The organism is Oceanobacillus sp. GQ8 (genome assembly GCF_059758495.1).
The window spans coordinates 276,595-292,737 of sequence record NZ_JCAXEV010000001.1 but is presented as its reverse complement, the minus strand read 5'-3'; the positions used below and the strand labels follow the sequence as shown (position 1 = coordinate 292,737).

The window sequence follows — 16,143 nt, the reverse complement described above, 5'->3', positions numbered from 1 at the left end:
AACTAACCTACACAGCATATGCTATTAATCCTTCAATTCTTTTATCTTTTTATTTAATTCATCCAATTTCTCACCTTTTTCTTCTTTGTCCATATCTTTGTTATCTTCTGCCTTTTTCTTTTCTATTTCTAAGCTACCAATTTGGACCTGTTTGTTCTTAAGCTCTTTTCCTAACTTCATTGCTTCTTTATTGTTTTCAAGCTCAAGATAGCTATTAGCTGCTAAGAGTTTAGCATGATTATTGTCGGAAATTTGCTTATATACTTCTAATACTGTTTCATAATCTTTCTCTAGCCATGCTTGTTCAATTAATACTTCTGGTGCACTGGACGTTAGTGATAGAATGACGTCATTTGCTTCATCATTTTCAAGCTGAGCTAATTTTCCTACGATTTCAGCTTGATAGGCTTCACCCATTCCAGCAGCTTTTGTCAAACTATCTACCGTATTCAACTTGATATACTGCTGGATTAACGTTTGCTCAGCATTTTTGTCAGGACTATTAACTTTCTCCAAGTTGGTAATTGCTGCTTCTGTATTGCCTGCCATTGCCTCTTGATATCCTTTTATAATAAGTTGGTTTTGATCTACCTTCTCTTGAAGCTCCTGATTTTCTTCCGTTAAACTATTCTCTTGCTCACTCATTTCACTCTCAAGAGCGCTGGCTGAATCTGCCAAAGGTACCACTTTAATAAGGTACAACCCGATCATGCCGATTAAAACACCAATTAGCACACCTGACATAAGGGATAGTTTTATCTTTTTTGGTTGTTTCACTTCGGTTGTTTTGCGACTATCTTTATGGGTTTTCTTGTCTTCTGAAGAGACAGCTGGAACATGTGTGGCAAATAGCTTTCGAAGTTGGTCGATAGAAGTTGCTATATTAATTGCATTCAGTAAGCTATTGTTTCCTGACACCAAAAGCTGCTTATCTTCAACTATATCTTCAAAAGTATGATTGCTGTGTAATGCTATTAATATTGGCTTTAGCTCGTTTAATAAGCCTTGCTCAGTAAATTCCTCAGGTGGTAAAACAGAACGGATACTGCGATGTGCAAAGTTTACATCCCCTCGCTCATTTACATAAATGTTTGCAGGATGCAGAAAAGTGCTGAATTGTGTACCAACTAAGCTCTCTGTTTGCAAGAGTTTATCAGTCACTTTTTTCTTCTTCTTGTCGTCCATCGTCTTAATTTGGGCCAAGCATACATAACCAGCCTTTTTCTTATAAAAGATGGTAACAAGATCTTCCTTCACTTGATAATGCTGGCAAGAGAAAAACAGGGATTCATCGCGTTTTAATTCTTCAAGTTGTTCTACATCTTGAATGTTCGTCTCTTCTCTGGAAATCTGATATGTAACCAACCCTTCGTTCTCCATTATCCGACCATATGGTAGTTTACTATACTCACTCATTTTTTCGCCTCCTTACAAAGAAAATAATATAATTGTTGCAACTACTGCTAAAGAACCAATTACATATGGTAAAAGATTCTTTTTTGAGTACTGTTTTGATTTTCGATGTTCCCATTCTTCTCTAGCTTTTAATAAGAGTATCTTCGCCTCTCTAACATCCTGCAGTCTGTCTTCGGGATCCAATTCAACAAGTTGGTCAACACAGGCTTCAAGACTTTTCGGGATAGATGAATTGAGTGATTTTATTGGCTCTTGTGCGATATACACATATTTCCCTCTAGATAAAAGATAGTAAAGCAATGCTCCAAGAGAGAATAAATCGGTACGTTTATCCGTCTGCTTTTTTTCGAATTGCTCTGGCGCTGCAAAACCTACTGTTCCAATCTGAACAGTGTCCCTCATCTGTTTTTCCTGGTATTTACGTGAAATTCCGAAGTCAATCAACTTGATCTGATCATCCTTCTTTAATAAAATATTTCCTGGCTTCAGATCACGGTATATAATCGGATGAGGTTTGCGAGTATGTAAGTAATATAGTACATCACAGAGCTGTACCCCAATGTTTACAATATCCTCAAGCTTAAGTTCATTAGAGTCGTCTTCCAGAAATTGTGTTAAAGATACACCTTCCACATACTCCAACACAAGGTAGAAATAATTATCATCCTGAAAAAAGTCAACTACACGCGGCAAAATAGAGTGATCTAGTTCACTTAATAGCTTTGTCTCATCTATCAACTTTCTCGATAGCTTACTAGACATATTTGAGATCTTCACAGCCCACTCTTGAAATGAATTGTTCATGTCTTGGACGCGATATACCTCCGACATACCACCAGTTGCTATGTGCTCTACTACCTTGTATTTTTCACGTAAAATGTCACCTGGCTTCACGAAGATATTATGTTTACTCATTGTTAACACCCCATGCCTCCACTACCATTTCATTCCCAGTATTGATAACAAATTTCGTCTTCCTTTTGTTTCTGTTTTCTCCACATATAAGTTCCGAATGAGCATGAGTGTAATGTTGTCTTCAGCATTGGAAAAATTACAAAAGTTTATTAAGTACTCACACATCATTTGTAGATTTGTGTATTCCTTCTCCAGATTTATTAACATAGTTAAGATCTCTTCATTAGAATACAAGGAATGAAAGCCATCCGAACATACAAGAAACATATCACTTGATTGATATTGCCCCATTTTTATTTGCGGGTTTATTTCATCCTCTATTCCAAGACATTGTGTCAATACATTTCGCTTCGGGTGATTGCGGGCATCCTCATCTGTTAAGATCCCATCCTTTACTTGTCTTTCCACCCATGAATGATCCTCTGTTAGCTTCACTAGTTCAGGGTTTGATTCCAAAATTTCTGTGCTCTGTTCTTGCAGGAGACTAGTAAGGTCCTCCTGGTTAGCATGATGAAAATATTGCTGTAACCCGTAATTCCAGCCTCTCATCTGATAAATCCTACTATCCCCAACATGGAGAACAACATATTGGCCTTTAAACATAATGAGCAAGGAGAGTGTCGTTCCCATCTTCTTCCCTGTATGCAAACTCGTAGCTTTAATTGAAGTATTTATCTGTTTCATGGTCGATACACCCTCTCGGGCAATTCGTTTCATTATATCTCGCTTTTTTAATAGTTTGATGATGCGCTTATCCCACCATCTTTGAAAAAAAGATATTGCTAATTTGCTGGCGGTGTCTCCAACCTCATAGCCACCCATCCCATCTGCCACAGCGAACATCGCAATTTCGTTTCCTTCGCTATCAATGGCATGGCGATGCAGATAGGAATCTTCATTCTTATTTTTTCTAGTCCCTTTGTGTGTAGCTTTACCAGTTTGCCATCTTCTGCTCACGAGGAATGACTCCATTTAAAAATATAAGTGGCTTTTCCAAGCATAATTTCATCATCTTCCTGAAGTGCATACACCTTGTATGGGACCATGGTATTTCCATTTAGCTTCGAGCCGTTTTTCGACCCTAAATCCTTTATGCCATAAGAAGTGGAATCAATTTGGATAATTTCTGCGTGTAGGCGGGATACCCCGGTTGCTTCCTCCGCATAGCTTACAGCGTCTGCATTTCTACCAATAAGAAAGTTATTTCGATTCAGTTCAATTGTTTCCTCCTGTCCATCAGGGGAAGTTTTAGATAATATTGCTGTTACATTTGATGGAGCAGTTGATGTGGTAGATAGATTAGCTTCATCCTCCAATAACACCGTATCATCCGATGGGTTTGTCAATAGTGTGGTATCCATGGCTGTTGCAGCGGCTAGCTGTTGACTTGCATATGCTGGTTGCTGTGTCTGTGTTTGATGTTGGAGCGTCTCTTTTGACGGTTGACTATAGCTTTGTGGCTGAGGTTGGGCCTGTGTCTGTAGATTAACAGGGTTCACTCCTACCTGTTTCCCATTCCCTTTTTGTTTTTTCACTGGATTCGAAGTTTGAGTTTCTATTGGCTTCACTCCAGGGCGCCACCATTTAATGTAAGTAACAACTGCCACTACAATGATAATAGAAAGTCCACTGCTTACTGCCAGCATAGCCTGTGTAGTCACTGCATCGTATAACTTCCATATTAAAGCTAGGGATAATAACGTCCCAGAGAATATATAGACCTTTTCTCTTGATGTTAGTTTTGGCAGCTTCTTTATTGTTTTATACTGAGTTGGAGTCACAGTTGACTGTTCATTTTGTGAGGTAGTTACTTTAGTTCCATTATTGCTGGATGGCTGCTGTTTATTGGACGATGGATGGACCCCATTCTCATTTATTCCCGCTTCATTAGAAAATCCACTAACCTGGCTAGAGTGGTTCACATTTGATCGCAAGGAAATTAACTCTAATAAAAGCTTTTTCAGACCACCTACACTAAAACCATCGTTTTTAATATAATTTAAGATGCTTTTAAATTCGTTCCCTTGAAGACCTTCTACCTCTCCAGCAACATCGGTTAAAAGTTTTTTCATATCCTCTGTAACATTGGTCTCTTTGTCTAATTTTTTCACAGGTAAATAGGCGATATAGATATCACCGGGGTTCTTTCCAATATAAATAAAATCCTGTCTTAAGATAAATTTCTCTTGATCTAGCATATAGGAAGAACAGCTTTCCAAAGTAGATATAATAGACAGGAACACTTGATAATAATCATTCATTGTTGCGTTCTTCTTTTGAAAATAGGATGTCAACTTACTTTTTGAGGTAAGATCGTAAAATAGCTTTGTTTTTAAGTCCATATTTTCTACGGAAAGGGAAAGCAAATGTGGTATTGAATTAGACTGAATCATTTTAAGTTGAACCTCATTTAGGTCTCCCGAAGTAATACTTTTACCATTTTGTTCTGTGAACACAATTGATTGACCGTTATGATTCGAATAATCATAGTGAAGGCCATAAATTTGCCCCATTATTTTCCCTCCTGGCTTGTCGAATAGATTTTATAAGACATATGTTTGTAAAATGTGTAAGAAGTCAATCATCCCTTCCACCATCAAAAGGGCTTCGATTAGGGTTTTTGGTACCTATAGTGGTGCCCACAATTATAAGGAAGATAATAAACATTATAAAGATACCAACAACTATTGCAGTAGTTTCCTTTTCAACTAAATCCGTCTTCATCAACAGATCTGCCAGTGCATCGGCTGACCAGAAAAAAGCTACCAAAATAAATTCCATTATTTTCGAGGCTATATTTGACAAAAAATCTATTATTTCTGTCATCTTGGCCCTCCCCTTACAGTAAATAGAGAAAGCTTACTATCTATTCGGCTTCGTTTCTACATCTACTTGGATTCCTCTGGTGAGAAGGTAAACGTTACGTAATTAGATAACCCTTCAAGGTGCTTAGCCATTGTCATAATATACTTCTCACTCTTTGCTACATCAAATAAAAGAGAGCCCGATTGAGTCTCCCCAGGCGCAATCTCGCTATCCCACGCCTCTACCACACCATCGATATAAAACCATGTGAAACCACTTGAGTTTTCCTTTGTCTCTAAACTAGTACTGCTAAATGCATCCACGCCTGTTAAGGGCCCATCGCTTAGATTTTTAACAGTTAAATCTAAAATGACATAGTTCCCTTGTTCTGAAGGAGTTTCACCTGCTTTTTCTGTTACTTCAACTGCATCCAGTGTCACCTCAAATTCTGTGAAATTATTTTCTACTTTTGCAGTGTCACCAATTTTCAATCCTAGTTGATCTTCCGCAGAGATGCCTTTCTCATCGCTTTGCGTTTCACCAGTTGTACCATCATCAGAGCCATCCTCTTGCTGATCTGAACTAATCTCATTTTCGCTTGTATCCTCATTTACATCATCGTTCTCCGTAGTATTTTGTTGTTCTTCCTCATTACAAGCAGTGAGGAACAATCCTAACAATAAAACAATACTAAAACATAAATATTTCATCTTATGGATTCTCCTTTAGCCATTATCAATATGAGTAATCAGTTGAGCTGGGTGTCTTATAATCCTAGAATATTTTCTAAAGTTTGAATGCTTTAACTTCTACTCACCTACATAAAGTTATAATAATACGTCACAATTACAGCGGGTATTACAGCGTACATAAAAGGGAACCTAGTCGTTTTGTTTATATCAAACTCTCTTAAATCCTTCAGCTTCCCGGAAAGGAGTGAATTTACAAAATTAAAGAGCATATTTAAGAAGTTCCTCAGAAATGTTTTCATGAATAACAATAAAATAATTCCAATTACCCCTGCAAACACTACGGAATACATCATGAAGTAGAACACCATTGGAACTCCTGTAATAGCACCAATTGCAGCAAACAACTTTACATCCCCTGCTCCTATAGCCTTAAACAAATACAAAACAAGAAAAATGCCGCCCCCTGCAAGGAGCCCTATAAAAGAAAAAATAAGACCGTCTAAACCAGATATTATAAGATGATATAGGATACCTAATATCATCGCAGCAGCAGTTAACCAATTCGGTAATTTATTAAATCTGATATCCCAAATAAGTGCAATCAGCAGGACTACAAATAGCAGATAGTCAGAACCTTGTAGCAAAATCATCACCCCTCTCTACCAATTTCAATTTAAGATCCTGCCCATAGCCTTTCGTAGGATGTTTTTTTAAGAATAATTTCTTTATTAACAAATGGTACAGCTACATCAATTTTATAGCTGGCGTCTATTTCTATAAACGCCCCATCTCCAGTAAAGCTTGTGGGATGCGTAACTTGATCAATTGATAAATTGGATGAATCAAAAAAACTTCCTCCCACTTTATCAGCAAACTTATCCTGAATAACAGGTTCTAACAAATCCGCTGATATGCTTTGTAAATAACCATTGACATCAATATTTATATCTAAATATTCCATACTGTCTGTTAGCAAACTGGCAGCAAGGTTTAGATCCAAATCCTCGTGAATCCCTGATAACTTATCATTTAAAATATCCTCCACTGCAGTGGTCGCCAAATCTGCAGGATAGGCGTGGGTCGCAATCACTTCATTGGTTTCCGAAACAGATTGGTATAATGCCATGTCAGCAATTGAAATTCGAATAATAGTCGCTAAGAAAACGATAAATAACATAAAAAAGGGTAGTACCATCGCTGCTTCTAACGTTATACTTCCTTCTTCTTTCCTCATGAAATGTCGAATAGCAACTCGCCCCCCATCTAGACTTCACTACCTATACTGCTTCGTGATTAAAATCATTTGTTAAGAATATTCATATAACTACACAAAATAATCTCTTTGCATTAGATTCATCCCCCTCAAAACCACAGGGTTACTAGCTTAATATGTATAAATAGATACCTAGTAGTATTATGGAATTTAAATTCCATAATACTACAGGCACATTAGTATTTATTATCTCACTTCTTTATCTGGAATAGTCCAGATAACCTCATTACTTGAGCCAGAAGTAGTTATTCCTGATCTTAAGCGGAAATAATATTCTTCTGCTTCATAAACTTCTGTAATATATTGTCCTGAAACTTCCTCGCCTGGTTTTAAATCGCCTGTCATCTCGTCAATACTTGCAAAACTCTCAGAGTAATCTTGATATCCTGTCATATCAAGTGCAATTGTTACTTCAAAACCGTATAATAAATCTTCTACAGGTTGGGTAGTTTCACCTGTATTCTTCACTGTAATATCAAGTATTATATAGCCCCCGATTTCGGAGACCTTTTCGTCTACTTCTTGCTGGATCGCCGCATCATCTAACGTTATTTCAAAAGTGGTCAGGTCTGTATCAAATCTACCAGTATCACCAATTGTCAGATCCAGTTGGTCTTCTGTTTGGGTTTCAAAACCTCCACTAACATTTTCTGAGTCCTCCTCGTCTTCTACTGAAGTGTCATTTTTTTTTCTTCATCTTCCTGCTCATCTTTATTATTATTTCCTTCTATAGTTTCCTCCAAATTTTGTTCTTCATCATTTGTGCTTCCTTCTTCATCACTACATGCGCTAATTATCAATGTTATCAATACTAATAAAATAACCAACCACTTTTTCAATTTCCCCACCTCCTGCATCGTACCTCGGTGACTTTCCCGCCTATGTATATATGCAGACTGTTTAACCTAACAGCATTGTAGTAATTAAAACTACAACACTGTAGGTAAACATTGTCTATCTGCTATTTAGCTTCCTTTGCAGGAATAGTCCAAATAACCTCATTACTTGCACCAGACCCTGTGATCCCTGATCTTAAGCGGAAATAATACTCTTCTGCTTCATAAATTTTTGTAATAAACTGTCCAGAAACTTCTTCACCTTTGTCTAATTCACCGGTCATATGATCTAGACTTTCATAATTTTCGGAGTAATTTTGATATCCAGTCATTTCGAGGTTATCCGTAACTTCAAACCCATATAGTAAATCTTGTACAGGTTGAGTGGTTGCACCCGTATTCTTTACAGTAATATCTAGAATTATATAGCCATAGAGTTCAGATTTTTTACCTTCTACTTCTTGCTGAATTTTGGCATTTTCTAAGGTTATTTCAAAAGTAGTTAGGTCTGTATCAAATTTCCCAGTGTCCCCAATAGTCAGATCCAATTGGTCTTCAGTTTGTGTTTCAAAACCTCCACTGACATCTTCTGACTCTTCTTCTGAAGTATCATTTTCTTTTTCTTCCTCTTCTTCTTCCTCTTCCTTCTCGTCTCCATTATTATTTCCTTCTATAGTTTCCTCTAGATTCTGCTCTTCATCCTTTTTGCTATCTTCTTCATCACTGCATGCACTGATTACCAATGTAATCATCATAACCAATATAACAACCAACCACTTTTTCAATATTCCCACTCCTTTTATACTTAATATGAATAGTTTATTGCTTTCTCAATTATAAACTTGTTTCCTTCTACATTTCCTTCAAGCACTCCCGTTTCTCCTAACATCTTAGATAACCCAGGTAAAAACCATAAATTAACAGAGCTTTTAGCATTTGCTGTAATATATGTAGAAGCACTTGTTAAGTCCGTCTCCGTTTCTTGATCTATAACCGCCATCACCCTCTCTGTCTTTTTTCCTTCACTATGCGCAAACAAAAATAGTCTTAAGTGATCTTTATAATCCATAGTTGGATACTCTTTACCTGGGATTAAGTCGACAACTCTCCCCGAAGTTAATATCCTCATATCATCTAATGTCTGAACAAACGCATCTCCTAAAGCTGCAACCCAAAAATAAGGTCCAAAAAGTTTGCTTCTCGGTTTTTTCAATGCATCAACAAAGTTAATTGCAAACCTCACTGCAAAAATTTCACTAAGTGCTGCCATGTAATTAGCCCCAAAAGAATCAAAACCATATATTATATACTCAACTTGGTTATTATCAAAGGTATACCCTGAGGTCCCACCTGTAGGAAAAGTATGACTGCTAAACCTAGTTAGAATGTACTCGTTAAAATAAAGCTCATCTCGACCATTAATTAATTGCTCTCCGATATTTTTAAACAATGTATCGATAAAATTCATTGCTTGGTCTGCTGTATCATCTTTATCCTCTAATCCAAAACTTTCACCATTTGACTCTATTGCTCCCTCATATTTGATTACTAATTCTGACAAACTTTCATATACTTTCGTGTCACCAGTAATATCTTCATAAGCTCCAATCCATTCATCCATTTGGTCTTTAAGATTACCTAATTCATCATCAGCCCGTTCATTTTCTTCTTCAAGCTCATCATCTTTAAACTCCTTTCTGCCTTCTTCCAATAAGTCTATAGCATTCTGAATATGTTTTTGAGAAGTGTCATGATATGTTCTGGAATTAACTACGTCAGATTCTATCCCATTTTTATTTCTGTTTTTAAATCCATTTTCTACAGTACTTTTCAACTCTTTTAATTTAGGAATCAAAGCATCTGATCTGGTTTCCTTAGTCAGACTATCGATTCCTTTTTGTATTTCGTCCTCAACATCTGTAAAAAGCTCTTCATCAAGCACATAATCATCTATAGAGCCTGTCGCTTCGCTCACATCTCCACCAGTGTCTAAATCACTATTGTTCTCGCCTTGTGCGTTATCATAGATATCTCCCTTGCTATCCTTTGCTTCACTAATTTTTCGGCTTATACTGTCGTTGTTTTCTTTAGCCTCACCTAATAGTTCTAGGGCTTGATCCAGATCTTCTTTTGCTTCTTTGGCAATAGGGATGATGTCATTTAATAATTCAAGAGCATTTTTATGATATTTATCAGCTTCTTCTTTATCTTCTTTTTCCTGTTCCTTTTCTTCATCAGTTTTTTCTTCGTCATCTTCCTCTGGTGGGTCCTTAGGATATGCTTTTATATATTCTAAATGTCCCCAATACAAATCTTCCAAATTGTTTACAGCCGGATATGCAGTTCTACTTTCAGAATGTATTTTAGATTGAATGGAGTCCAGTTTTTCCTTTGCTGATTTAAGGGATGCCTCGACATCGTCTAGGTTCTGTTCTCTGTCATCCACATCCCCTTCAATATCTTTTATAACATCGGTATAAACGGATACTTCTTCCATGTCATCTGAGAGAGCTAAGAAACTTTCTATAATGGATTCACCAATTTCAATAGGAGCTTTATATTTCATCTCCTCTAAGACTTGGTACTTAAAAACATCCTTGTTTGCAAGGCTTCTATTCAGATTTAACTCCGTCGTTATTTCACTCTCTTCAGGCTGTACATCTACGAACTTAAACCCTTCTCCATCCCCTGGTTCGAGATTCTTTGCAAATACCTTCTTAAAAAGTTCACTAGATTGACCTTGGTCTCCATCAAACGCAAACAAGCCTTTGTCCTGTAATCCTTGGTTATAGGAAGACATTGTAGAACGAAGCGCTACCTTTGCAGCTTGTTCTGTCTGCCTTTCAGCTACTAGAATACGTGCATAATCAATTAACACAGCGTTAAATAAGAAAAGGAGTAGGGTGATGATAATCAGATAAATGGATACAGCCCCTTTATCATCCATAATAAATTTGTGTATAAACTTCTTTATACCTTTCTTCAAAACAACTACCCCTTTTCTACTTGCCCTTACCCATAAAGTCAAAGATATAGCTACCGTATTTAGCGATCTTCCCAGATCCATATATTACAAAGTCAGTATTTCTAATTAACTCGGTCGGTTCAGTAATTGGTTGTTTTGCCACCGCACTAATTCCATTTCCACCAAAAAGTTTTGAAATAGAGGAAGGGAGGGCTAAAGATTTCTTTAAGGAAACTTCTATCTCTCGAATCAGAAAACCATTATTAAAGGAAATTTCTCCATTGTAATCATTAATTCGATCAATCTTTTTTGTTACTAAACTATTATCAGCTGATCCTTCTAGACCAAATTTGCTTAATACATTGTTACCTGTTAACCGCCAGTATAAGCCGTCCCCGTTTGCCTGCGTAGAAAGTTCTTCCACACCAAACGCTGCTGTTTCTACATCCATGGAACTATTGTTCCAAGTATAGGCAAGATCACTGGCAATACTGTTGGCTTTGTAATGTAGGGTAGCCTTCTCATAGATAACTAGACTAAAGAATATAAAGCAGATAACCAACATCATAAGGATAGGGAAAATAAGAGATGCTTCAATCGTAAAACTACCCTGTTCATTCTTCTTTAAAGTGGAGAATGATTGTTTAAACATTTTAACTGTTCAAGCCCTTCGTATAAAATTTTATTCTCCATTACCTCCCTGTTTAAATTTATCAATCTCTGTACCACCAAAGTCGAGTAAACTTTTTACCCACTCCATAATACTCTTTCTAAACAACAACGCGATAACAACAATAACTGCGATAATCAGCATAATTTCCAAGGTCTGTAGACCATCTTCATCCTTCCAAAACTTCTTACAAGCGTTTTTAAACTTTTTCATTTTATGATTCCTCCTAAGATTTTATATATAACCTGATTACATGATTGTAATCGCGGGGTAACCTACTATAATCATGACTGCTACAAAGATGATGATTAAGGGAAACACCATTTTGGATGATGCTTCCTCACCCTTTGTTTTGGAAATGTTCTTCCGTTTTTCCCATAGCTCGTGTGATAACTCACGAAGTGCGAGTATTAAATCATTTCCACCTTTTCGATAGTTTAATAGTATGGTTGTAGTAAAAATAGAAATTTCTTGTATTCCACACTTTTTACTTAAGTCATTTAAGACCTGGTGGAATGGCTCATTACTTACCATCTTATTTACTGTCTCGGTCAACTCTCTAATAAGCGGAGAGTTTGGATTTTGGGTTGTGGTAACACAGCGAATTAGTGCCTGTTGCACCGTTTCTCCTGCATTAACTAAGAGAATAACTTTATTTACCACCTCTGGAAGCTCTGTTAAAATGTCCTCTTTTCGTTCCTTCTCCTGACTGGCCAATTTAGCAACCATCGCGTATGGAATCATGACAGTAAAGATCAATCCAACAATTAATATCGTTGTGTCCCCTTCAGAAAGCAATGTGAAAAGAAAGGTTCCCAGTAAGCAGACAAGTGATGTGGAAATTAATTGCGCGACATACATTCTCGTGTGCTGTAAAGCTGTACGGTTGCCATAGAGACTAATCATTTTCTGCTGGATTTTAGCAATTTGACTATATAACCGCTCCATAATTTTAAAGTGATCAATTAAATATAAAGAAACGGGGGCCATAAACATTAGTGGATACTGATCCTTAAAGTCTTCAACCACGACATCGTAGCGTTTTCCGACCTTTAAAGATAATCCAAAATAGATTCCGATTATAATGAACGTTAATATTGCGTAAATAACCATACTTATCACACCTTAATATCCATAATTCGCTGTCCATACCAGTATGAGAAAACGAGCAATCCAAGGCAGATGGTCATAAATACCGGCCCTCTGCTACTCCATTGGTACATTGGAGCCAAGTAATCTTCTGCACTGTATTTAAGTAATAGAATCATTCCTATAGGAGCAACACTCATAATTCGGGACTCAAATTTCTTCTGTGATACCATTACGGCAACTTCTTGTTGTATATCAATTTTTTCACTAATAATGTCTGATGTTCTTCTGATTACTTCTACAAGGTTTCCACCAGTCCGTTTACATGTGATAAAAACATTAGTGAAATTTTGAATATCTTCCATATCTGAACGATTACTAAAATCAAGCAATGCATTTTCAATCGTTTCACCGTTTTCGATCCTTCGGTTAATAACCTCAAACTCCCGAATGATTAATGTATTAGGATCTGGGTAGAGCAAATACAGATCGGCGACCACTTCACGAAAGCTATTCTCGATGGATCTTCCCGCTGCTAAGGAAGAAGACAAGGAGGCAATGGCTTCTTTGAACTGTACTTTTAGCTTTTCTTTACGCTTGTTTAATAAGGTTTTCCGTTGGACTTTAGGATAGAGCAGACCTAACGCTCCCATTATGATAGTAGCAATTATACTTTCATAAAAAAGGTATCCTACGAAGGAAAAAAAAGCTCCTGCTATAACAGCGTAAAACACAAATTCCTTTACTGAGAGCCGATAAACAGCGTAATTAACCAGATGGCCTTCTACTTCTTTGTTCTGCTTTTCGTTATGTTTTTCCATGAAATGCTTCTTTTTAAGCAGTTCTAATTCCTTGTTTTTTTTGTCAGCTAGCTTACTGTCTAGCGGAATAGCTGCTTCCTTCTTTTTTCGCCTTCTAACAGTATAAAAATAGGCTCCCACTAAGCTAAGCAAAAGGATAATTAGTATAACATCTGTCATGTGTTCACCCACTCAGTCTTTCCTGATTAACAGAAATTCCAGCCAACTGTGCTTTTGTTTCATTCAGAAGGTCATTACCTGTTGACTGCAATTCACCAATCACTTTTCCTGTATCCGTTTCTCCTTCTTCAACAAATTCATAAAGCGGGTTGAGAAGGACCTCACCGTTTTCTACCCCAATCACTTCACTTATGGCTACTACTTTCCTCGTATTATCCCTAAGTCGCATGAGGTGAACCATAATATCGATGGAAGAGCTGATTTGCTGGCGAATAACTTCTACTGGTAAAGAAGCACCACTTAACACCATTGTTTCCAGTCTGCTGAGCATATCTTTCGTTGAGTTCGCATGACCCGTAGAAAGCGATCCATCATGGCCTGTATTCATGGCCTGAAGCATATCCAATGCCTCGGCACCACGGACCTCCCCAACAATTATCCGATCAGGACGCATTCTTAGAGAAGATTTAATCAAATCTCTAATTGAAATTTCGCCCTTTCCTTCTGTATTGGCATTTCTAGTTTCCAAACTTACGAGGTTTGGGACACTTTTGATTTGCAATTCTGCTGAATCCTCAATTGTGATAATCCGTTCATCCTGTGGAATAAAGTTAGATAGTACGTTAAGGAAGGTCGTTTTACCAGATCCGGTACCTCCACCAATGAAAATATTATATTTCGAGACAACGAGCTTTTGTAAAAACTCGGATGCTTCCTTCGAGATAGAGTTCTTCTCAATTAAATCCTCAATCATGAGTGGTTTTTCCGGGAATTTACGAATGGTCATGACCGGTCCTTTTAATGCAATTGGCGGTAAGACCACGTTCACCCTCGATCCATCATGAAGCCTTGCATCCACAATTGGCGAAGATTCATTAACCACACGATCCACTTTAGAAACAATTGCCTGGATTATATCCTCCAGTTTTTGTTCACTCTCAAACTGTATGTCTACCTGAGAGGTGGAACCATCTTTTTCGATAAATACTTCTTTATGGTTATTGACCATAATCTCTGTAATGCTTCTATCGTCTATTAATGGTTGAAGAACATCATAGCCTCTAAATGCATTGTAAATTCGTTCTACAAGATACTTTATCTCACTCGATTTCAACTTGTGTTCACTTGCATAATCAAAAACAGCGGCTTCTACATATTCTCGTAGCTCATCATTTTTAATAGAATGCATTAAATCAAGGGTTTCACGTAAATGCTGGATTAGTTCTTTAATTACCTTCTCTGTTTCCACTTACGACACCCTCCCTTACTGGGATGATTTTGTCCTGAATAATGGCTTGTAGTTCCTGGTTAAATAGCTCATTCCCTAAAATCTCTGAGCTTGACTGCATACTAGACCAGGTTTCAATGTAAGGGAGATAACCATCAATGCTCATTTCTGCAGCTTCAATATGTTGCACAGGCATTCCTATATGTTTGTTTAGAAGAACATGCGTCTTATCTTTCACAAGGTTTTCTTTCCCTACTAATTTCTCTTCCTCTGCAAAGAAGCTTTTAAGTTTTAATTGACTTTGTACATCGTTCACGATTGTCCAGATGACATGATCTGCTTCCTTCAACACTGCAATATTGCGTTCATGCAATGAACTGTCAAGATCCACTACCACGTAATCATAAGTACCAGTTTCTACAATCCCGTTTACTAATGTACCTACATCCTTTTCGGACATTTCCAGCATCTCATCAGCATTTATTTCCAAATCGAAGTAATCAACCATGGAATAGGGATCGTATTTTTTTAATGCTTCTAATTTTGAGCGAAGTTGCTCTGTCTCTGCCTTTACATAATAAAATATTTGCAAAGATGGTCTATCTTCTGCAGATGTAAAATACAGGCTTGTTGAATTAAATAACTCAAGATTCAGATAGAAAACTTTTGCATCTGTAAGTGCAAGCTGTTTACTTAGATTTACTGCAACGGTTGTTTTACCAGCTCCGCCACTTGTTGAATAGGATGCAATAACCCTTGTTTGCTTACTTCTACTCAGAAGCTTTCCAGCTACTTCATTGTGCTCATAATAAATAGCTAACATGGAGGATATCAGTTGGTTTAATCTTTGATATCGATATATAGCATTCATTCCATTTTTCCCTTTAACTTCATCATCCTCTAACGTCATAATCGTTGTTCCAGGATTTACTTGAAGATTTTCTGTTAATAAAGAAGTACTAATCAATAAGATATCGATCTGTTGACCTTGATGTATGTATGTGTGTAAATTAGTAGCTTCCGTAAAGCACGTTACAATAAACTGATTTGTCTCTTCTGAGGTCCGCATAAATGCGGATAATGACTCCAAGTAATCTTTATTATCATCCAATATGACTACACGTAACTTTTTCATGCATTCACCACCGTCATTTCACTATCGTCTTTGTCACTTCTAAATATTACTAAATTTGTCACATGAAATTAAGAGCTATAAGCAAAAACAGTTCCATTTACCCATTGTCATTAGTATATTATCTTAAATTCAAGATAAT

18 protein-coding genes are annotated in these 16,143 nt (G+C 36.9%); all 18 read right to left on the bottom strand.

Going from position 1 to position 16,143, the window contains the following annotated elements; all coding sequences use genetic code 11:
- Positions 1–24 precede the first annotated feature (24 nt).
- Positions 25–1,416, bottom strand: coding sequence for a type VII secretion protein EssB/YukC (locus AC6CHS_RS01530; protein ID WP_498233709.1), 1,392 nt, complete (start codon positions 1,414–1,416; stop codon positions 25–27).
- Between the two features lie 12 nt (positions 1,417–1,428).
- The gene (locus AC6CHS_RS01525; RefSeq protein WP_498233708.1) at positions 1,429–2,331 is read right to left on the bottom strand and encodes a serine/threonine protein kinase; all 903 of its coding nucleotides are present in this window, start codon (positions 2,329–2,331) and stop codon (positions 1,429–1,431) included.
- 21 nt (positions 2,332–2,352) lie between these two features.
- Positions 2,353–3,288, bottom strand: coding sequence for a PP2C family protein-serine/threonine phosphatase (locus AC6CHS_RS01520; protein ID WP_498233707.1), 936 nt, complete (start codon positions 3,286–3,288; stop codon positions 2,353–2,355).
- On the bottom strand, positions 3,285–4,844 hold the full coding sequence (locus AC6CHS_RS01515; RefSeq protein WP_498233706.1) for a DUF6382 and FHA domain-containing protein: 1,560 nt from the start codon (positions 4,842–4,844) through the stop codon (positions 3,285–3,287). The genes AC6CHS_RS01520 and AC6CHS_RS01515 overlap by 4 nt, the downstream gene beginning before the upstream one ends.
- A 64-nt stretch (positions 4,845–4,908) precedes the next feature.
- A complete protein-coding gene (locus AC6CHS_RS01510; protein WP_498233705.1) occupies positions 4,909–5,157 on the bottom strand; it encodes a hypothetical protein in 249 nt (82 codons plus the stop codon).
- A gap of 62 nt (positions 5,158–5,219) precedes the next feature.
- The gene (locus AC6CHS_RS01505) at positions 5,220–5,846 is read right to left on the bottom strand and encodes a DUF4352 domain-containing protein (protein ID WP_498233704.1); all 627 of its coding nucleotides are present in this window, start codon (positions 5,844–5,846) and stop codon (positions 5,220–5,222) included.
- A 107-nt stretch (positions 5,847–5,953) separates the two neighbouring features.
- Positions 5,954–6,478 carry an A24 family peptidase gene (locus tag AC6CHS_RS01500; protein WP_498233703.1) on the bottom strand — a complete coding sequence of 175 codons (525 nt, stop codon included), beginning with the start codon at positions 6,476–6,478 and terminating at the stop codon, positions 5,954–5,956.
- A 23-nt stretch (positions 6,479–6,501) separates the two neighbouring features.
- On the bottom strand, positions 6,502–7,062 hold the full coding sequence (locus AC6CHS_RS01495) for a hypothetical protein (RefSeq protein ID WP_498233702.1): 561 nt from the start codon (positions 7,060–7,062) through the stop codon (positions 6,502–6,504).
- 225 nt (positions 7,063–7,287) lie between these two features.
- A complete protein-coding gene (locus AC6CHS_RS01490; RefSeq protein ID WP_498233701.1) occupies positions 7,288–7,569 on the bottom strand; it encodes a hypothetical protein in 282 nt (93 codons plus the stop codon).
- Positions 7,570–7,769: 200 nt separating this feature from the next.
- Positions 7,770–7,940 (bottom strand): hypothetical protein, encoded by a 171-nt coding sequence (locus tag AC6CHS_RS01485; RefSeq protein WP_498233700.1) that lies wholly within the window; start codon positions 7,938–7,940, stop codon positions 7,770–7,772.
- 122 nt (positions 7,941–8,062) lie between these two features.
- Positions 8,063–8,722, bottom strand: coding sequence for a hypothetical protein (locus AC6CHS_RS01480; RefSeq protein WP_498233699.1), 660 nt, complete (start codon positions 8,720–8,722; stop codon positions 8,063–8,065).
- Positions 8,723–8,742: 20 nt separating this feature from the next.
- Complete coding sequence (locus AC6CHS_RS01475; RefSeq protein WP_498233698.1) at positions 8,743–10,923, bottom strand: DUF5702 domain-containing protein; 2,181 nt, start codon at positions 10,921–10,923, stop codon at positions 8,743–8,745.
- Between the two features lie 16 nt (positions 10,924–10,939).
- Positions 10,940–11,554: a TadE/TadG family type IV pilus assembly protein gene (locus AC6CHS_RS01470; RefSeq protein ID WP_498233697.1), complete on the bottom strand. Its 615-nt coding sequence runs from the start codon at positions 11,552–11,554 to the stop codon at positions 10,940–10,942.
- A gap of 30 nt (positions 11,555–11,584) precedes the next feature.
- Entirely contained in the window at positions 11,585–11,785 is a 201-nt protein-coding gene (locus AC6CHS_RS01465) for a Flp1 family type IVb pilin (RefSeq protein ID WP_498233696.1), read from the bottom strand.
- A 36-nt stretch (positions 11,786–11,821) separates the two neighbouring features.
- Positions 11,822–12,685 carry a type II secretion system F family protein gene (locus AC6CHS_RS01460; RefSeq protein ID WP_106897012.1) on the bottom strand — a complete coding sequence of 288 codons (864 nt, stop codon included), beginning with the start codon at positions 12,683–12,685 and terminating at the stop codon, positions 11,822–11,824.
- 5 nt (positions 12,686–12,690) lie between these two features.
- Entirely contained in the window at positions 12,691–13,641 is a 951-nt protein-coding gene (locus AC6CHS_RS01455) for a type II secretion system F family protein (protein WP_498233695.1), read from the bottom strand.
- Between the two features lie 4 nt (positions 13,642–13,645).
- Complete coding sequence (locus AC6CHS_RS01450) at positions 13,646–14,890, bottom strand: TadA family conjugal transfer-associated ATPase (RefSeq protein ID WP_498233694.1); 1,245 nt, start codon at positions 14,888–14,890, stop codon at positions 13,646–13,648.
- On the bottom strand, positions 14,868–16,004 hold the full coding sequence (locus tag AC6CHS_RS01445) for an AAA family ATPase (RefSeq protein ID WP_498233693.1): 1,137 nt from the start codon (positions 16,002–16,004) through the stop codon (positions 14,868–14,870). Before AC6CHS_RS01445 ends, AC6CHS_RS01450 begins: the two co-directional genes overlap by 23 nt.
- Positions 16,005–16,143: the final 139 nt, after the last annotated feature.